Origin of the sequence: Aquabacterium soli (assembly GCF_003933735.1) — a bacterium.
Classification (GTDB): Bacteria; Pseudomonadota; Gammaproteobacteria; order Burkholderiales; family Burkholderiaceae_C; genus Aquabacterium; species Aquabacterium soli.
In genome coordinates, this window is sequence record NZ_RSED01000016.1 from 97,185 (window position 1) to 113,294 (window position 16,110).

At 65.7% G+C, this 16,110-nt stretch carries 18 protein-coding genes; 5 read left to right on the top strand and 13 right to left on the bottom strand.

Annotated elements, in window-relative coordinates; translation table 11 throughout:
• Nucleotides 1-150: 150 nt before the first annotated feature.
• The 3 genes from EIP75_RS17900 to EIP75_RS17910 are packed head-to-tail and all read left to right on the top strand — an operon-like array spanning nt 151 to nt 3,768.
• Nucleotides 151-960: a gamma-glutamyl-gamma-aminobutyrate hydrolase family protein gene (locus EIP75_RS17900; RefSeq protein ID WP_125244649.1), complete on the top strand. Its 810-nt coding sequence runs from the start codon at nt 151-153 to the stop codon at nt 958-960.
• Between the two features lie 15 nt (nt 961-975).
• Nucleotides 976-2,346 carry a glutamine synthetase family protein gene (locus EIP75_RS17905; protein ID WP_125244650.1) on the top strand — a complete coding sequence of 457 codons (1,371 nt, stop codon included), beginning with the start codon at nt 976-978 and terminating at the stop codon, nt 2,344-2,346.
• Between the two features lie 24 nt (nt 2,347-2,370).
• Nucleotides 2,371-3,768: an aspartate aminotransferase family protein gene (locus EIP75_RS17910; RefSeq protein ID WP_125244651.1), complete on the top strand. Its 1,398-nt coding sequence runs from the start codon at nt 2,371-2,373 to the stop codon at nt 3,766-3,768.
• A gap of 21 nt (nt 3,769-3,789) precedes the next feature.
• Here EIP75_RS17910 and EIP75_RS17915 read toward each other — a convergent pair whose 3' ends face one another.
• Nucleotides 3,790-4,413: a nucleotide-binding protein gene (locus tag EIP75_RS17915; RefSeq protein ID WP_125244673.1), complete on the bottom strand. Its 624-nt coding sequence runs from the start codon at nt 4,411-4,413 to the stop codon at nt 3,790-3,792.
• A 129-nt stretch (nt 4,414-4,542) separates the two neighbouring features.
• Between EIP75_RS17915 and EIP75_RS17920 the strand changes: the two genes are divergently transcribed.
• Nucleotides 4,543-6,069 (top strand): aldehyde dehydrogenase, encoded by a 1,527-nt coding sequence (locus EIP75_RS17920; RefSeq protein WP_125244652.1) that lies wholly within the window; start codon nt 4,543-4,545, stop codon nt 6,067-6,069.
• A gap of 31 nt (nt 6,070-6,100) precedes the next feature.
• Here EIP75_RS17920 and modC read toward each other — a convergent pair whose 3' ends face one another.
• From modC to EIP75_RS17945, 5 genes are all read right to left on the bottom strand, one after another.
• Nucleotides 6,101-7,195, bottom strand: coding sequence for a molybdenum ABC transporter ATP-binding protein (gene modC / locus EIP75_RS17925; protein WP_125244653.1), 1,095 nt, complete (start codon nt 7,193-7,195; stop codon nt 6,101-6,103).
• Nucleotides 7,188-7,895: a molybdate ABC transporter permease subunit gene (modB, locus tag EIP75_RS17930; RefSeq protein ID WP_125244654.1), complete on the bottom strand. Its 708-nt coding sequence runs from the start codon at nt 7,893-7,895 to the stop codon at nt 7,188-7,190. The genes modC and modB overlap by 8 nt, the downstream gene beginning before the upstream one ends.
• Before the next feature lie 12 nt (nt 7,896-7,907).
• Nucleotides 7,908-8,675 carry a molybdate ABC transporter substrate-binding protein gene (gene modA, locus EIP75_RS17935; protein WP_125244655.1) on the bottom strand — a complete coding sequence of 256 codons (768 nt, stop codon included), beginning with the start codon at nt 8,673-8,675 and terminating at the stop codon, nt 7,908-7,910.
• A 76-nt stretch (nt 8,676-8,751) separates the two neighbouring features.
• Nucleotides 8,752-9,099: a winged helix-turn-helix domain-containing protein gene (locus tag EIP75_RS17940; protein WP_125244656.1), complete on the bottom strand. Its 348-nt coding sequence runs from the start codon at nt 9,097-9,099 to the stop codon at nt 8,752-8,754.
• Between the two features lie 11 nt (nt 9,100-9,110).
• Nucleotides 9,111-9,881: an oxygen-binding di-iron domain-containing protein gene (locus tag EIP75_RS17945; RefSeq protein ID WP_125244657.1), complete on the bottom strand. Its 771-nt coding sequence runs from the start codon at nt 9,879-9,881 to the stop codon at nt 9,111-9,113.
• A gap of 176 nt (nt 9,882-10,057) precedes the next feature.
• On the opposite strand from EIP75_RS17945, the gene EIP75_RS17950 reads away from it, so the two are divergent.
• Entirely contained in the window at nt 10,058-11,188 is a 1,131-nt protein-coding gene (locus tag EIP75_RS17950; RefSeq protein ID WP_125244658.1) for a fatty acid desaturase, read from the top strand.
• 13 nt (nt 11,189-11,201) lie between these two features.
• On the opposite strand, the gene EIP75_RS17955 is transcribed toward EIP75_RS17950, so the two are convergent.
• From EIP75_RS17955 to EIP75_RS17985, 7 genes are all read right to left on the bottom strand, one after another.
• Complete coding sequence (locus tag EIP75_RS17955) at nt 11,202-11,591, bottom strand: hypothetical protein (RefSeq protein ID WP_125244659.1); 390 nt, start codon at nt 11,589-11,591, stop codon at nt 11,202-11,204.
• A gap of 98 nt (nt 11,592-11,689) precedes the next feature.
• The gene (locus tag EIP75_RS17960; RefSeq protein ID WP_125244660.1) at nt 11,690-12,022 is read right to left on the bottom strand and encodes a YnfA family protein; all 333 of its coding nucleotides are present in this window, start codon (nt 12,020-12,022) and stop codon (nt 11,690-11,692) included.
• 179 nt (nt 12,023-12,201) lie between these two features.
• Nucleotides 12,202-12,711, bottom strand: coding sequence for a GNAT family N-acetyltransferase (locus tag EIP75_RS17965; RefSeq protein ID WP_125244661.1), 510 nt, complete (start codon nt 12,709-12,711; stop codon nt 12,202-12,204).
• 129 nt (nt 12,712-12,840) lie between these two features.
• A complete protein-coding gene (locus tag EIP75_RS17970) occupies nt 12,841-13,302 on the bottom strand; it encodes a glutaredoxin family protein (RefSeq protein ID WP_158622899.1) in 462 nt (153 codons plus the stop codon).
• Nucleotides 13,303-13,515: 213 nt separating this feature from the next.
• A complete protein-coding gene (locus EIP75_RS17975) occupies nt 13,516-13,806 on the bottom strand; it encodes a DUF2628 domain-containing protein (RefSeq protein WP_199758640.1) in 291 nt (96 codons plus the stop codon).
• Nucleotides 13,807-14,112: 306 nt separating this feature from the next.
• Nucleotides 14,113-14,739, bottom strand: a complete 627-nt coding sequence (locus EIP75_RS17980) for a class I SAM-dependent methyltransferase (protein ID WP_125244664.1) — start codon at nt 14,737-14,739, stop codon at nt 14,113-14,115.
• A 189-nt stretch (nt 14,740-14,928) separates the two neighbouring features.
• A complete protein-coding gene (locus tag EIP75_RS17985) occupies nt 14,929-15,360 on the bottom strand; it encodes a hypothetical protein (protein ID WP_125244665.1) in 432 nt (143 codons plus the stop codon).
• Nucleotides 15,361-16,110: the final 750 nt, after the last annotated feature.

The following is a 16,110-nucleotide window of genomic DNA, read 5'->3' on the forward strand; positions in this document are numbered from 1 at the left end:
CGCTGCCCTGTTTTCCGCCTGGTCAGGGGGCTATGTCGGCCATGTCATGCGGCGCATCATGGCCATGCCCCTCCCACTGCGGAGCCGCCCCGTTGACACAGGCCAGGGCTTTGGCACACTGGCTGCAACAACAAGAGAATGAGTGCCCTGATGAACCGCCCTGCGCCAGTCGTGCTGGTCCCCGCCTGTCAGCGGGTGTTGGGCCGCCACCCCTTCCATGTGGCCGGCAAGAAGTACCTCGATGCGGTGCGCCTGGCCGGGTGCGTGCCCCTGGTGGTGCCCGGGGCCTTGCCCGATGAGCTGGACACCCTGCTCGACCTGGCCGATGGCCTGCTGCTGACCGGCTCGCCTTCCAACGTGCACCCCAGCCATTTCGGCGAAGAGGTGCTCGACCCCAGCCTGCCGCTCGATCAAGACCGCGACGCCTGGACCTTGCCCATCATCCGCCGCGCCTTGCAAGAGCGCGTGCCCGTGCTGGGCATCTGCCGGGGCTTTCAGGAGGTCAACGTCGCCATGGGCGGCTCGCTGCACCAGGCCGTGCACCAGCAGCCCGGCCTGCGAGATCACCGGGGTGACGACACGCAGCCAGTCGACATCGAATACGGCTTCTCGCACCCCGTGCACATCCAGGGCGGCGGGGTGCTCGAACAGACCCTCGAAGGTGTGAGCGCGGTCCAGGACGGGCAGTTCATGGTCAACAGCCTGCACGGCCAGGGTGTGAACCGCCTGGCGCCCGGCCTGCGTGCCGAGGCCCTGGCGCCCGATGGCGTGGTCGAGGCCTTCACCTGGGCGCCCGACGATGGCCGCCCCGCCGCCTTCAGCCTGTGCCTGCAGTGGCACCCCGAGTGGCTGGCGGCCGAGAACCCTGTGTCCCGACGCATCTTCGAGACCTTCGGCGCGGCCTGCCTGGCGCACCGCGACGAACGATTGCAACGATCACCACAGCGATTGCAACGCTGACCCACCGGAGCCCGCATGCCGCCATCCAGAGTGCCCACGTCCTTCAGTGAACTCGAACAATGGCTCGATGAGCGGCGGGTCACCGAGATCGAATGCCTGGTGCCTGACCTCACCGGCGTGGCACGCGGCAAGATCCTGCCGCGCGAGAAGTTCACCGAAGACCGCGGCATGCGTCTGCCCGAGGCCATCGTGGCCATCGGCGTGACGGGCGAGTTCCCCGAAGAGGGCCCCTACTACGACGTCATCACGCCCACCGACCGGGACATGCACCTGCAGCCCGATCCGCGCACCGTGCGCATCGTGCCCTGGGCGACCGACCCTACTGCCCAGGTGGTGCACGACTGCTATGACCGCGATGGCCACCTGATCCCCTATGCGCCGCGCTCCGTGCTCAGGCGCGTGTGCCAGCTCTACGCCGACCAGGGCTGGTCGCCCGTGGTGGCGCCCGAGCTCGAGTTCTACCTGATCGAGCGCAGCATCGACCCCAACATGCCCTTGCGCCCGCCCCGTGGCCGCAGCGGCCGGGCCGAGACCTCGCGCCAGGCCTATTCCATCGACGCCGTCAACGAGTTTGACCCGCTGTTCGAGGACATCTACGCCTATTGCCAGAAGATGGAGCTCAACGTGGACACCCTGATCCACGAGGTGGGCGCCGGGCAAATGGAGATCAACTTCTTCCACGACCACCCGCTGGGCCTGGCCGACGAGGTGTTCTTCTTCAAGCGCACCATCCGCGAGGCCGCGCTGCGCCACGAGATGTACGCCACCTTCATGGCCAAGCCCATGGCCAACGAGCCGGGCAGCGCCATGCACATCCACCAGAGCATCGAGCGCGTGGACAACGGCGAGAACATCTTCAGCAACCCCGATGGCAGCCCTTCGAAGGCCTTCTACTGGTTCATCGGCGGCCTGCAGCGTTATGCGCCCGCGGCCATGGCCCTGTTCGCGCCGTACGTGAACAGCTACCGCCGCCTGGTGCGCTCCAACGCCGCGCCCATCAACATCCAGTGGGGCACCGACAACCGCACCGTGGGCTTCAGGGCGCCGGTGGCCACACCCGCCTCGCGCCGCATCGAGAACCGCATCATCGGGGCCGATGCCAACCCCTACGTGGCGCTGGCCGCCACGCTGGCCTGCGGCTACCTGGGCATGACCCGGCAGATCGAGCCCACGCCCGAGTGCCGGGGCGATGCCTACCTGGCCGATTTCCAGCTGCCGCGCAGCCTGGGCGAGGCCGTGGCCCAACTGCGCGACGAGGCCGACCTGGCGCAGGTGCTGGGGCAGGACTTCATCACCGTCTACACCGAGATCAAGGAGGTGGAGCACGCCGAGTTCATGAAGGTGATCTCGCCCTGGGAGCGCGAGCACCTGCTGCTGCACGTCTGACACCTCAAGGGAGACTCCTCGAACATGAACACGCTGGACCGCACCACCAAGGATTGGCAGGCCGCCGACGCCGCCCACTTCCTGCACCCGTTCACCGACCACCAGGCCCTGTCCGCCAAGGGCTCGCGCATCATCACGCGCGGCGAGGGCGTGTGGCTGTGGGACAGCGAGGGCCAGAAGATCTTCGACGCCATGAGCGGCCTGTGGTGCGTCAACGTGGGTTATGGCCGCCAGGAACTGATCGACGCGGCCACGCAGCAGTTGCAGACCCTGCCCTTCTACAACGCCTTCTTCCAGACCGCCACGACACCCTCCATCGCGTTGGCTGAAAAGCTCGCGCAACTCAGCCCGCCGCAGTTCCAGCACGTGTTCTTCAGCGGCTCGGGCTCGGAGGGCAATGACACCATCGTGCGCCTGGTGCGCCGCTACTGGGATCTGCAGGGCCACCCCGGGCGGCACACCATCATCAGCCGCATCAACGCGTACCACGGCTCCACGATGGCGGGCGCCTCATTGGGCGGCATGGTCGACATGCACGCCCAGGGCGGCCTGCCCATCCCGGGCATCGTGCACATCGAGCAGCCCTACTTTGCGCAGCATGCCCAGCCCGGTGAGAGCCATGATGAGTTCGGGCGCCGGGCCGCCTCGTGGCTGGAGTACAAGATCCTGGAGGTGGGCCCGGACAAGGTGGCCGCCTTCATCGGCGAGCCGGTGCAGGGCGCGGGCGGCGTGATCATCCCGCCCGACACCTACTGGCCCGAGATCCAGCGCATCTGCGACCAGTACGGCATCCTGCTGGTGTCCGACGAGGTGATCTGCGGCTTCGGGCGCACGGGGCACATGTTCGGCTGCGAGCGCTTCGGCGTCCGGCCTGACCTGATCACCTTCGCCAAGGGTGTGAGCTCGGGCTACATCCCGTTGGGCGGGGTGCTGGTGGGTGACCGCGTGGCGCGCGTGCTGATCGAGCAGGGCGGTGAGTTCAACCACGGCTACACCTACAGCGGCCACCCGGTGGCCTGCGCCGTGGCCCTGGCCAACCTGGGCGTGATCGAGCGCGAAGGGCTGGTGCAGCGCGTGCACGATGACACCGGGCCCTACCTGGCGCAGCAGTTCGCCGCCTTGCAGGGGCACCCGCTGGTGGGTGAGGCCGAGACCTGCGGCTTGATGGGCGCGATCCGCCTGGTGAGGCGCCAAGCCACGGCCGACGCGCCGGCCGAGCCCTTCGCTTCAAGCCTGTCGGTGGGCATGGTGTGCCGTGGCCATTGCTTCAACAACGGCCTGATCATGCGCGCCGTGGGCGACCGCATGATCATCGCGCCGCCGCTGATCCTCACGCGCGAACTGATCGACGAGATGATGGCGCGCATCCGCCGCTGCCTGGAGCTGACCTGGGTGGATGTGCAGCAGCGCGGCTGGGTGTGAGGCCCCAGGGCCGCAGAACGCTCAGCCCTTGCCGTCCAGCCACTGCGTGATCGGTGCCCACTGCGCCAGGTCCTTCTCGACCTTGGCGGGCGCCACATCGAACAGGGTCAGGCCGTGGGCGGCCAGGTGGGCGTAGTTCTGCGTGTCGCGCAGCAGGCCCAGCACGGGCACATCCAGCGTGGCCAGGAACTCGCGCAGGTGCTCGGTGGCCTTGGTGTGGTCCTTGATGCGGTTGCCGACCACGGCGATGCGCACCTTGTCCGAGCGCTTGCGCGCGGCCAGGTCGGCGATGAACTCGCGCGTGGGGTAGATGTCGAACACGCTGGCCTGCAGCGGGATCAGCACCAGGTCGGCCAGCTTCATCACCGCGTCCACCTTCTTGCCGTGCATGCCGGCGGGGGTGTCCAGCACGACGTGGGTGGTGCCCTTGGGCGGCTTGGCGATCTCGTCCTGATCGATGTCCCAGGCGGCGATGGGCGCCAGGTGCGCCGGCCTCAATTGCCGCCACAGCTGCGAGGACTGCTGCCGGTCGATGTCGCCCAGCATCACGGCATGCCCCTGGTTGGCCCAGTAGCCCGCGACATTGCTCGACAGCGTGGACTTGCCCACGCCTCCCTTCGGATTGGCGACCACGATCACCGGCATGCTGCGCTCCTCTCGCTTGTTCAGGATGGACAGGTGCCGTCCACTATATGCCATGCCGGTGACTTGGATGCTGCAGGCCGCGGCGTGATTGGCTAGAGTGGACCCACCAACGACACGAGGAGCAGCCCCATGACCGACGCCTCCCTACCCCCCACGGGCCAGGCCCTGATCTGGCGCGACCGCGCCAATGCCCTGATCGCCGAGGGCCTGATCGACGGCCGAGGCCTGGTCGAGGGGCAGCGCGTCAAGGCCGTGGCCGAGGAAACCTTCGAGTGCCGCTCGCCCATCGACGGCCGGCTGCTGACCCCCGTGGCCCGGGGCCGCCAGGCCGACATCGACCTGGCCGTGGGCTCGGCCCGCCGAGCCTTCGACGACGGCCGCTGGGCGGGCCAGGCGCCGGCTGCGCGCAAGCGCGTGCTGCAGCGCTTCGCCGAACTCATCGTCCAGCACAAGGACGAGCTGGCGCTGCTGGAGACGCTGGACATGGGCAAGCCCATCCAGCACAGCCTGGGCGTGGACGTGCCGGCCGCCGCGCGCTGCATCGCCTGGTACGCCGAGGCCATCGACAAGGTCTACGACGAGATCGCGCCCACGGGGCGCAACGCGCTGGCGCTGATCCAGCGCGAGCCGGTCGGGGTGGTGGGCGCCATCGTGCCCTGGAACTACCCGATGATCATGGCCGCCTGGAAGCTGGGCCCGGCCTTGGCTGCGGGCAACAGCGTGGTGCTCAAGCCCTCCGAAAAATCTCCCTTGACCGCCCTGCGCCTGGGTGAGCTGGCCCTCAAGGCCGGCCTGCCCGAGGGCGTGCTCAACGTGGTGCCCGGCTTCGGCATGGAGGCCGGCGAGGCCCTGGCCCTGCACCTGGATGTCGATGCCCTGGGCTTCACCGGATCCACCCGCGTGGGCCGCAAGATGCTGGAGTACGCGGGCCGCAGCAACCTCAAGCGCGTGTTCAACGAGCTGGGCGGCAAGTCGGCTTTTGTGGTGTTCGACGACAGCGACGCGCTGGAGCGCGCCGCGCAGACCGTGGCGGGCTCGATCTTCTTCAACCAGGGCGAATCGTGCAATGCGCCTTCGCGCCTGCTGGTGCACGAGCGCATCGCCGACGACTTCGTGGGCCGGGTGCTGGCGCAGACCCCGAACTACCAGCCTGCCGACCCGCTGGATCCGAGCACCGTGATGGGGGCGCTGGTCGACGAGGCCCAGCTGCGCACCGTGCTGGGCTACATCGAGGCGGGCCACAAGGAGGGCGCGCGCTGTGTGGCGGGCGGCACCCAGGCGCGGGCCGAGACCGGCGGCTTCTATGTCACGCCCACGGTGTTCGATGGGGTGCGCAACGACATGCTGATCGCCAAGGAAGAGATCTTCGGGCCGGTGCTCAGCGTGATCCGGTTCAAGGACGAGGCCGAGGCGGTGGCCCTGGCCAACCAGTCCAGCTACGGCCTGCAGGCCAGCGTGTGGAGCAGCCACATCGACCGGGCACACCGCGTGGCCCGCGCGCTGCGCGCCGGCACCGTGCACGTCAACCAGTACGACGAGGACGACATCACCGTGCCCTTCGGCGGGGTCAAGCAATCGGGCAATGGCCGTGACAAGTCGCTGCACGCGCTGGACAAGTACACCGAGCTCAAGACCACCTGGATCCGCATCGACTGAAGCGGGCTGACGAGGTCGAGAGGGGCGCCCCTCAGCCCATCAGGGCCGCGCCCTTGACCTGGGCGAACACGGCCAGGCCGGGCGCCAGTTTCAGGTGCTCGCAGGAGCGGCGTGTCAGTCTTGCAAGCAGCAGCGTGCTGCCGTGCGATGCCTGCGGCGTGCCCAGCATCAGTTGCAGTGTCACCGTGTCGGGCCCGTCGTCGCGCAGGCTGGCCACGGTGGCCGGCAGGATGTTGACGATGCTGCTGTCGACAGCCCGGCTCAAGGCCACGCTCACGTCGCGGGCCAGCACCCGCACGCGCACAGACTGGCCTATGGCCGCAGGTGACAGGCCCGTCCACAAAGGCAGGCCGCCAACCTCCAGCCGGCTCTGGCCATAGGCCGGTTCGTGTGCGGCCACCGTGGCCTGGACCACGGCGGCGGCTTCGTCCAGGTGGCTCAAGGGCAGGTCCAGGCGCGCAAACAGCTCGGCCGGCGTGCCGGTGGCTTGCACACGGCCGGCGTCCATCAGCACCAGGTGATCGGCCAGGCGCGCGGCCTCGTCCAGCGCATGCGTCACGTAGACCACGGGCACGCCGGCCTGGGCGTTGAGCCGTTCCAGGAAGGGCAGCACCTCGGCCTTGCGAGCGGCATCCAGCGCCGACAGGGGCTCGTCCATCAGCAGCAGGCGCGGGCTGGTCAGCAGCGCGCGCGCAATGGCCACGCGCTGGCGCTCGCCACCCGACAGGTTCTCGGGCCGGCGGTCCATCAGGTGGCCGATGCCCAGCAGGGCCACGGCATCATCCAGCGTCACGTGGCGCTCGGCGGCAGGCGTGCGTTTGAGGCCGTAATCCAGGTTGCCTCGCACGCTCAGGTGCGCAAAGAGGCTGGCTTCCTGGAACACCATGCCGATGGGGCGGCGGTGCACGGGCTCCCAGGTGTGCTGGGCGTCGTCCTGCCAGCATGCGCTGCCCACCGCCACGCGGCCCCGTGCCCGTGTGAGCCCGGCCAGCGCGCGCAACACCGTGGTCTTGCCACAGCCCGAAGGGCCCAACAGCACGCTCACGCCTCGACCGGGCAGGCGCAAGGCCACCTGCAGGGCAAAGCCTGGGTAGCTCAAGGCCAGGTCGGCATGGATGTCAGACACGGCCGGCCCCCACGCTGGTGCCGGGCCGCAGCCCGCCCAGGCGCCCGTTGAACAGGTACAGGGCCAGCATCACCCCGAAGCCGAACACCACCATGCCGCCGGCCAGCACATGGGCCTTGGCCAGCTCCTGCGCCTCGACGTGGCCATACAGGGCCACCGACAGCACCTGCGTGGCGCCCGGGATGTTGCCGCCCATCATCAGCACCACGCCGAACTCGCCCACGGTGTGCGCGAAGCCCAGCACGCTGGCGGTGAGGAAGCCCGGCGCGGCCAGTGGCAGCGCGACGGTGACGAAGCGGTCCCACGGACTGGCGCGCAAGGTGGCGGCCACCTCCATCGGACGCGTGCCGATGGCCTCGAACGCCTGGTGAAGCGGCTGCACCACGAAGGGAAACGAATGCAGCACCGAGCCCACCACCAGCCCGGTGAAAGTGAAGGGCAGCAGGCCGAGGCCCATGGATTGGGTCAACTGGCCGATGGGGCCTTGCGCGCCCATCAGCATCAGAAGGTAGAAGCCGATCACGGTGGGCGGCAGCACCAGGGGCAGCGCCACCACGGCGGCCACCGCGCCTTTCAGGCGTGACCGCGTGCGCGCCAGCCACCAGGCGATCGGCGTGCCGATCAACAGCAGCAGCACCGTGCTGAGCCCCGCCAGCTTGGCGGTCAGGGCCAGGGCCTGGATGTCTGCAGGATCAAGCACGGGTACTGCCGCTCATCCTCTCAGCCCGTAGCCGTAGGACTTGATCACGGCCTTGGCCGCGTCGCCGCGCAGGTAGCTCAGCAGGGCCTGCGCGGCGGCCTTGTCGGCGCCCCTGGCCAGCAGCGCTGCATCCTGCAGGATGGGGGTGTAGAGCTTGGCAGGCACCACCCACACCGAGCCGGCAGCAGGCTTGTCGGGCGGGGCCACCTGCGACAGCGCCACGAAGCCCAGCTCGGCATTGCCTGTGGACACGAACTGGTGTGCCTGGCCGATGCTCTCGCCCTGAACGATCTTGGAGGTCAGGCCGTCGTACAGCCCCAGGGCCTTGAGCGTTTCGACGGCGGCCGCGCCATAGGGGGCCAGCTTCGGATTGGCGATCGACAGGTGAGAGAAGTTGCCCTTCCTGAGCACATCGCCCTGCGCATCGACCAAGCCAGGCTGGCTGCTCCACAGCACCAGCTTGCCCGTGGCGTAGGTGAAGGTCTGGCCCTTCACGGCCAAGCCTTCAGCCACCAGCTTGCGTGGAGTGTCGTCATCGGCGGCCAGCAAGACCTCGAAGGGCGCACCGGCCTTGATCTGCGTGTAGAACTTGCCGGTGGAGCCCACGATGGCCACGGCCTTGTGGCCGGTGGCGGCTTCGAAGCCGGTGGCGATCTTCTGGAACGGCGCGGCGAAGTTGGCGGCCACGGCCACCTGCACTTCATCTGCCCAGGCCAAGCTGGCCCCCAGGGCCAGCCAGACGCTCAAGGTGGCCTGGCGTGCACGGTTCCAGATCTGCATGATTCGAAACTCCAGTCGTTATGTCTGTGATGATACAACGGTGCTTGCAGATCGAGCAGCGCTGCGCCCCATCCACTCAAGACGCCAGCAGCCGTGTCAGCGCGGCAATGTCCTTTGCGGCGGCGGCCTTGGCGGTGGCCTCGATGGCTCGGTAGTGCGTCACGATGGCCTGGCCCGCCTTGGTGAGCGTTGCTCCGCCGCCATGCGCACCACCGGTGGCGGTGTCCACGGCGGGCTCCTTCAGCGCGCGGTTCATCTCGTCCACCAGGGTCCAGGCGCGGCGGTACGACATACCGAACTCGCGTGCCGCGGCCGAGATCGAACCGGTGGCTGCGATGGCTTCCAGCAAGGCCACCTTGCCGGGGCCGATGGCGATGGCGCTGTCACGGTAGACGCGCAGGCGGAACTGCACTTTGGGTTTCATGGTGCCTATTGTCACGCTGGCACGGTGTAGATGCTGCTGTCCATCAGGTCCACGCCGCAGGCCAGGTCTTCGACCCAGTCGATGAACTGCCCGATGGCCGCGCCCACCAGCGGTGCCCCATGCTGCGGTGCGATCATCTCGATGGGCAACTGGCGTACCATGCGCGCCCACAGCCGCAGGATCTTGTTGCTGACCATATAGCGCCGGTGAAAGGCCACCATGCCCGGCGGCATCGGGCTGAGCGAGTCGATGGGCTGCCTTGCCTGCGCACCGCTGAGCATCGACACACCCAGATCGCCCGAGAACAGGATGCGGCTGACCGGGTCGTAGAACTGGAAGTTGCCCTCGGCATGCATGAAGTGGGCGGGCAGGGCGAGCAGCTCGTGGCGGCCGATGCTGATGCGCATGCCCCGGTCCGGGATGCCCACCACCCGGCCCGTGGTCTTGCCCGGTTTGCAGAAGTGCGGCACGAAGCGCTCCCACAGCGTGGACACGTACAGGCGCGCATCGGGCGTGGCCGTCATCCAGCGGTCCAGCGAGGCGATGATGTCCGGATCGGCATGAGAGGCCAGGATGGCCGACAGCTTGCTGGGCGGGAAGTGCCGCGACATGCCGAGGTAGAGCTCGCCATAGGCCAGGTTGCCGCCGGGGTCGATGATCGCGCCCGTGCCATCGTCCACGATCAGGAACTGGTTGGCCTGCACCGCCTCGCCCCCTTCCTTGCACAGGTCGGAGAACATCAGGCAGGCGTGGCCGCCGTGGCGGAACAGTTCAGTGGGCATGGCGGGTCTAGGCGGGTGTGGGGCCATTGTGGAGGCAGCGCTGCGCTGCACGGATGCCGCTGAGCTGGGCTTGCCGGTGAAATTCCGCCAAGCTTGATCCCCGTCACAAGTGCTTCACATGGCTCTGATACGGTGCCGCCTCGTCTCGACTGGCGCCTTTGCCGGCGTCCCTGGCCATGCAGCATCTCTCCGACATCGACACCGCGCCCCCTTTGCAGTGGCCTCAGCCCCTGCCGCCCGAAGCGCCTTTGCCGCACCGCAAGGTGATCCGCTCGTGGCTGGTGCCGCTGGTGGAGCGCACCACGGCCTACGCCGTGCTTCTGCTGTGCCTGGACTACCTGCTGCTGGGCACGGCCCTGGCCGCCGCGGTGTTCTTCAAGCCTCTGTGGCTCAAGCTGCTCAGTGGGGTGCTGGCCGGCTTCGTGGTCGGCCGCCTGTTCATCATCGGACACGACGCCTGCCACCAGAGCCTCACACCCCATCGCCGCCTGAACCGCTGGCTGGGCCGCATCGCCTTCCTGCCCTCGCTCACGGCCTACAGCCTGTGGGACATGGGGCACAACACGGTGCACCACGGCTTCACCAACCTCAAGGGGGTGGACTTTGTGTGGGCGCCGCTCACGCAGGCCGAGTACCAGGCCCTGTCGCCCCGGCGCCGCCTGCTGGAGCGCCTGTACCGCAGCGGCTGGTGCCCTGGCCTGTACTACATGGTCGAGATCTGGTGGAACAAGATGATGTTCCCCAACCCGGCCACTTCTGGCGGCACGCACCGCCCGGTCTTCACGCGGGACTGCCTGCTGGTGACCGGCTTTGCCGTGCTGTGGCTGGCCGGGCTGGTGGCATCGGCGCTGGCCACGGGGCAATCCGTTTGGCTGCTGTGCACCGTGGGCTTCGTGGTGCCGGTGCTGTTCTGGTTCACGATGATGGGCTTCGTGATCTACGGCCACCACACCCACGTGCGCGTGCAATGGCACGACGACCGCGCCGCATGGCAGCGGGCGCAGCCCTTCGTGTCGACCACCGTGCACCTGACCTTTCCCCTGAAGATCGGCGCCCTGGTGCACCACATCATGGAGCACACGGCCCACCACGTGGACATGAGCATCCCGCTGTACAAGCTCAAGGGTGCCCAGGCGATGCTGGAGCACCTGCTGCCCGAGCGCATCATCATCCAGCGCTTCTCGTGGCGCTGGTATTTCGACACCGCGCGGGCCTGCAAGCTTTACGATTTCACGCGGCAGTGCTGGACGGATTTTGCGGGGCGCGCCACCAGCGAGCCGCGCGTGGCGATGGCCAGCGCGGCTTGAAGAGGCTGTCGATTCAGGTGGGGGCTGTGGGCCAGTTCACCCACACACCGATCAAGGCCAGGGCCAAGGCGGCAGTGACCGCGGCCAACCACAGGGTGCGCACCCGGTTGATCTCGGCGCGCCGGATCAACTGAGTGTTCTGCTCTGCCAGGTCCTTGATCAGCTGAGACGAGGCCAGCATCTGTGCATGCAGATCTGCCACGGTCGCTTCCAGCGTGGCCAGCCGGGTGTCCAGTGGGGACGAAGCTGTCGACCCCGCAGATGAGGTAGCGGCCGGTTTGGTGGACACCTTGCGGCCTACGGCATCCCACAGCTTGCCGGCACCCTCTGCCACCTTGGGGGCGTTGCGGATCACATCCGACCAGGGCACGGCTTGCAGAACGGTCAACCAGCTGATGGCCATCCGGGAACTCCTCGGTGTGGTGTTGCGGGCCGGGTCAGTGTAGTCGCAGGTGGCTGCCCCCTGTCTCGGTGGTGTCGTCCGGTCGCACAGCCGGCGGCTCAGGCCGGCCTGGGCGCGAACATGATGATGGCCATGCCGGCCACGGCCACTGCCGCGCCGATCAAGTCCCACGGCCCCGGGCGGATGCCGTCGACGGCCCACAGCCACAGCACGGCCACGAAGATGTAGACCCCACCATAAGCAGCGTACACACGGCCGGAGGCTTCAGGGTGGAGCGAAAGCAGCCAGGCGAAGGCTGCCAGGCTCAACGCCGCGGGCACCAGCCACCAGATGCTCCTGCCCTGGGTGAGCCACAGCGTGGGGAGGTAGCAGCCGACGATCTCCGCCAGGGCGGTGATCAGGAACAGCAGAATGGTTTTTGCTTCGGGCATGGAGGGGGATGGTAGGTCATGGCTGGCCTGTCTCGGTCGCATACGTGAGCCCCTCGCGGCGCCGCACCTGCTCTGAAAGCGCGAAGCCCTTGAAGGACGGGCTGGAACAGCGTGACCGTCTTGCCCAGTGCCCGCAAGGCGTGCGCCATGCGCATGAACGGATGAGTGTCTCCCACCGTTCAGGTGCTGCGCACTTCGGCCAGAAGCAGGCTCATCAGCCAGGTGTCGTGGTATGTGCCCTCGAAGCGCATGCCGCGCCGCTTGGTGGCTTCGTGCACGAACCCCATGCGCTGGTACAGCCTGACCGCCTGTGCATTGTCGGCGCGCACTTCCAGCTCCACTCGGGTGATGCCCTTGGCCTGCGCCTGGAGGATGCAGGCCGACATCAGGCGCTGGCCGATGCCGAGGCCGCGGTGGCTGGACAGCAAGCCGATCCCCAGCGAGCCGCAGTGCCGTGTCGCCGGTTGCCCGTAGGGGAAGATGTCGCACCAGCCCACCACCTGTGTTTCATCGACGGCAACGAACTGGGAGGCGCCGCTTGCCGCGCTGTCGCGCAGCACCCCTTTGATGCGCTCAAGCGGAGGCGCTTCGAACCGGGCCAGGAATGTCCTCTCTCGCGCGACAGCATCCAGGCAGGCGTGAAAGCCTTCGGCATGGTGCTCTGAGCTTGGAACGATGGCGATGTTCATGAGGGCCTGTCGGAGGGTTTGCAGGGCATCTGATGCAGTTGCTCAGCGAGTCATCGCAGCGGAGCCTGTCGATGGCGCCACTGTGGAAGATCTTCTCGTCGCCTCGGTAGGCGCTGATACGTGCCGGGTTCAGTAGTGAGGCACCGGATCTGCGCCTTGAAGGAACGTGGCGTAGTCGCGCTCCTTTGCGGCTTGTTCGGCAGAGAGCACCTTGAGAACCTGGTCGGCCGTTGGCGTGAGGAGGATCCTGCCGCCCACATGTACGACGGGGTAGGTATAGCGGGGCTCATTGAACTTCGGGCCCAGTTTGTAGCGAAGTTCATCATTGATGGCCGCGATGTTCACATCGGCAAACAGGTAAGGAATGCCCTTGGCGGAGAGCCCGTCTCGAACCATGCGGGTGATGCCGCAGGTCTCCCGGCCATACAGCACGATGGTGCCTCGTTCCGGAAAGATTCGGTCGCGGTGGACGTAGCAGTAGGCACTGAAAAGTGCGGGTATGACGACAATGAGCGTGAGCAACACGGTTCTCACGATCGCGCGAAGCCGAACAGATCTGTTTTGCATATGGTGAAGGGCTTTGATGACCATGCTTGTGCTTGCGGCCCGGTCAGGCGCCATCCTTTGCGTCGCGTTCCCTGGGTTGAACGTTGCCAGGCAGCCGAAGGTAGAGGCGCCGTGGCAATGGGGGCATGACGGCTTCAGCCATCCGTGATGCCTGCTCGGCAATGGTCTCGCAGGCATGCCAGCCCTCGGGCACCCCATGATAGATCTCAAGGGGGATCGCCTTGCCGCGATGCGTTCCTACCACCAGCCGTTCTCACCGAGGACCATCTTCTTGTAATAGTCGATGTTGGCGCGGACGCCAAAAAGCGCCGCCAAGCCATAGCCCAAGGCATCGGCGACTTTGCCTTGGCCGACAAGATCCAGCGCCGCACCCGCAAGGACAAGGAACAGCAGGCCGGCGCCGAAGTAGGAAAGCGCCTTCTTCCACATGCCTTTTGCCAGATAGTAGAGTGGCCCGAGGAGGAACCCCAGAATGTTGAAACTGATCTTGAACCTCTCTCCAAATGAAAGGGCCTTCAGGTTCGGCAACTTCGGCCCCCCTGCCTTCGCGATAAGGAGAAATTTGTGCTTCCATGATTCAGGCACGGGCAGAGACTGGATGTCGGCATGCCCTGGCTGCTCAGATGCACGAGCACTTGTTGTGGCGAAACTCCCTGGCTGATTCATTGGTGTGCTTTCGATGTTTGTGTTTGTATGAAGGTGCCGTCCGTTAGTCTGCGGGCCTACTTGGCGCACCTCTTACATCATGCGCGTCTTCATCGAGCCTCGATGAGGCTGGGAATGATCAAGGCCGCAAGGAAGCCGACGAGGACAAGGGCCAACATCTGGGTGTTGTCACTCGATGGATGCGCCATGAAGGACAAGGCCGCCTTCCTGACGCAGACAACGCACGGACATGAAGCCACCTTGTGTGAGCGCCTGAGCCTGCTCATCGCTGCTCATGTACAGATCTGTGTTCTTCATGCCACCTGCACCAGAGAAGTGATCGCAAACCAGATACAGGCCAGATGGTTTCAGAATCTGGGCAACGCTGGCATGCAGGGAGGTAGCATGTCTCTTGTGCCGAAGTTCGTGTACAGCTTGATGCGTGACGACAAAATCGAAGGTGCCCAGATCAATGTGCCATGTTGACTGCAGGAAGCTACGCTCAACGAACTCCACACGAGAAGCCTGCTCGCCAAGGCGTTGAATGGCAAGTCGATGCATGGCCGGAGAAAAATCCAACGCAACATACCGAGCGATGTTCGGTGTGTGATCGAGCAGGTGCTTTGCAAGAAAGCCGGGGCCAGAGCCTAGCTCCAGCACGTGAACACCGCGAAGCCGTGAAATGCTTCGAATCTCCTGCGCGACCGTTTCAAAAAAATCCGTTCTCCACGGACGCTTCTGCATCGCTGTCGACTCCCATTCCTTTGCATCATGCATGGTCCTGAGGTCGATTGGGCTGGGGATGTCGTGGCTCATGTGACTGGAACTTCGATGGCAGTGATAACAATTCGGAAATCGGGACGACGGAACAACTAGGCTGTGACGATGCTGGAGGGAAACATCCAAACCGTGTACCAGCCTGGTTTGGACAGCGGTATATCGATGTTCTCTGGTTCCAGTTTCACTGCAGTGCCTCCATGGGGCAACGCTCGGAGCGTATGGATTTCAGAAGTTCACATGTTTAGCCCAACGCCAGCCAAACCATCCAAGTGTGCCCCCGATCAATGCGCCGATGCCTGCCCACACCAAAGGGAGGTTCGGGCTGGTCCATGAGCGCAACAAGAGCACTGCCAAGAACCCGAAACAAGCGCAGATCACCACGCGCGACACCGGAGCCTCGAAGCGTTTGAGAGCGCGAGGCAAGGCGATGATGGCCGAGCGGTCAAGTGCCAGGATGGTTCCAAACAGGGCTCCCGCTATGGAGAACAGCAATGCCACCTTGACCAAATCAGCCCACTGTTCGATGGGCACCGTTCCCATCGCATGTATGAACACGCCCGCCACGAAAGCCGTTGCCCCAAATATGGCGCAGAAGGCGATTGTGGCGACAGCACGCATGGCGCGGCGCAACTTGGCAGAAGTACGTGATAGAGCCATGGATTCTGCGGGGCTGGCAATAGGTGGATGGTTGCTACTCACCGAGCTCACGACGCTTGCGCTCCAGCAGCGCCCGAGCACCTAGTGGCCTAAGCATATGGCCGCCAGCCCCCGAAAATCACGACACCTGCGACAAAGGCGAGCGCCAAGCTGCCAACCATTCAGTCAGCCTCTTGCCTTCGTGGGGGAGTCCATATACAACTGGTTAGGCTGGTGGCAGATGCTTGAGCGGCTGTGTCCCTCATGGCGTTGCACTTTTCGGCTGGCTTTAAACCTCATTCTGCGCTTTGGCAAGGAAAGCTGAGGTGAGCACAGAGTGCCCTGTGGGTGAAATTCTTGAAGGTGGATCATCAAGTACTGCCTGCATGTCGATTTCGCCGCTTGGGGCCTTGCGGATTGCGCGCAATTTGCAGGGGACTAATGTGAACAGTACGACGGAGGCGCCAACCTTCACCGCCTGTTCACGTGCCTCACGGTGCACTCCCAGGTTCCCTTTTCCAACGAACTGCGCATGACCTACTTGGATAAATCCCTGGCTTGAATATTTGCCTATTTCAGCCTTCAGGTCTGTGCACATGAGAACTTGTATAGCCTCGCCGTTCGCAACTGCGGAGGATGCGTTCGTTGTCGCGCAGCTGGCGACGTAGTGATCGGCGAACTTTGTATGAGTCTCTATCTGCATTCTTAGCAAGGATTAGAGCAGCGATGATTCGAGTACATAGCAGTAGTGAGGCCTAACGAGGCTGCAGA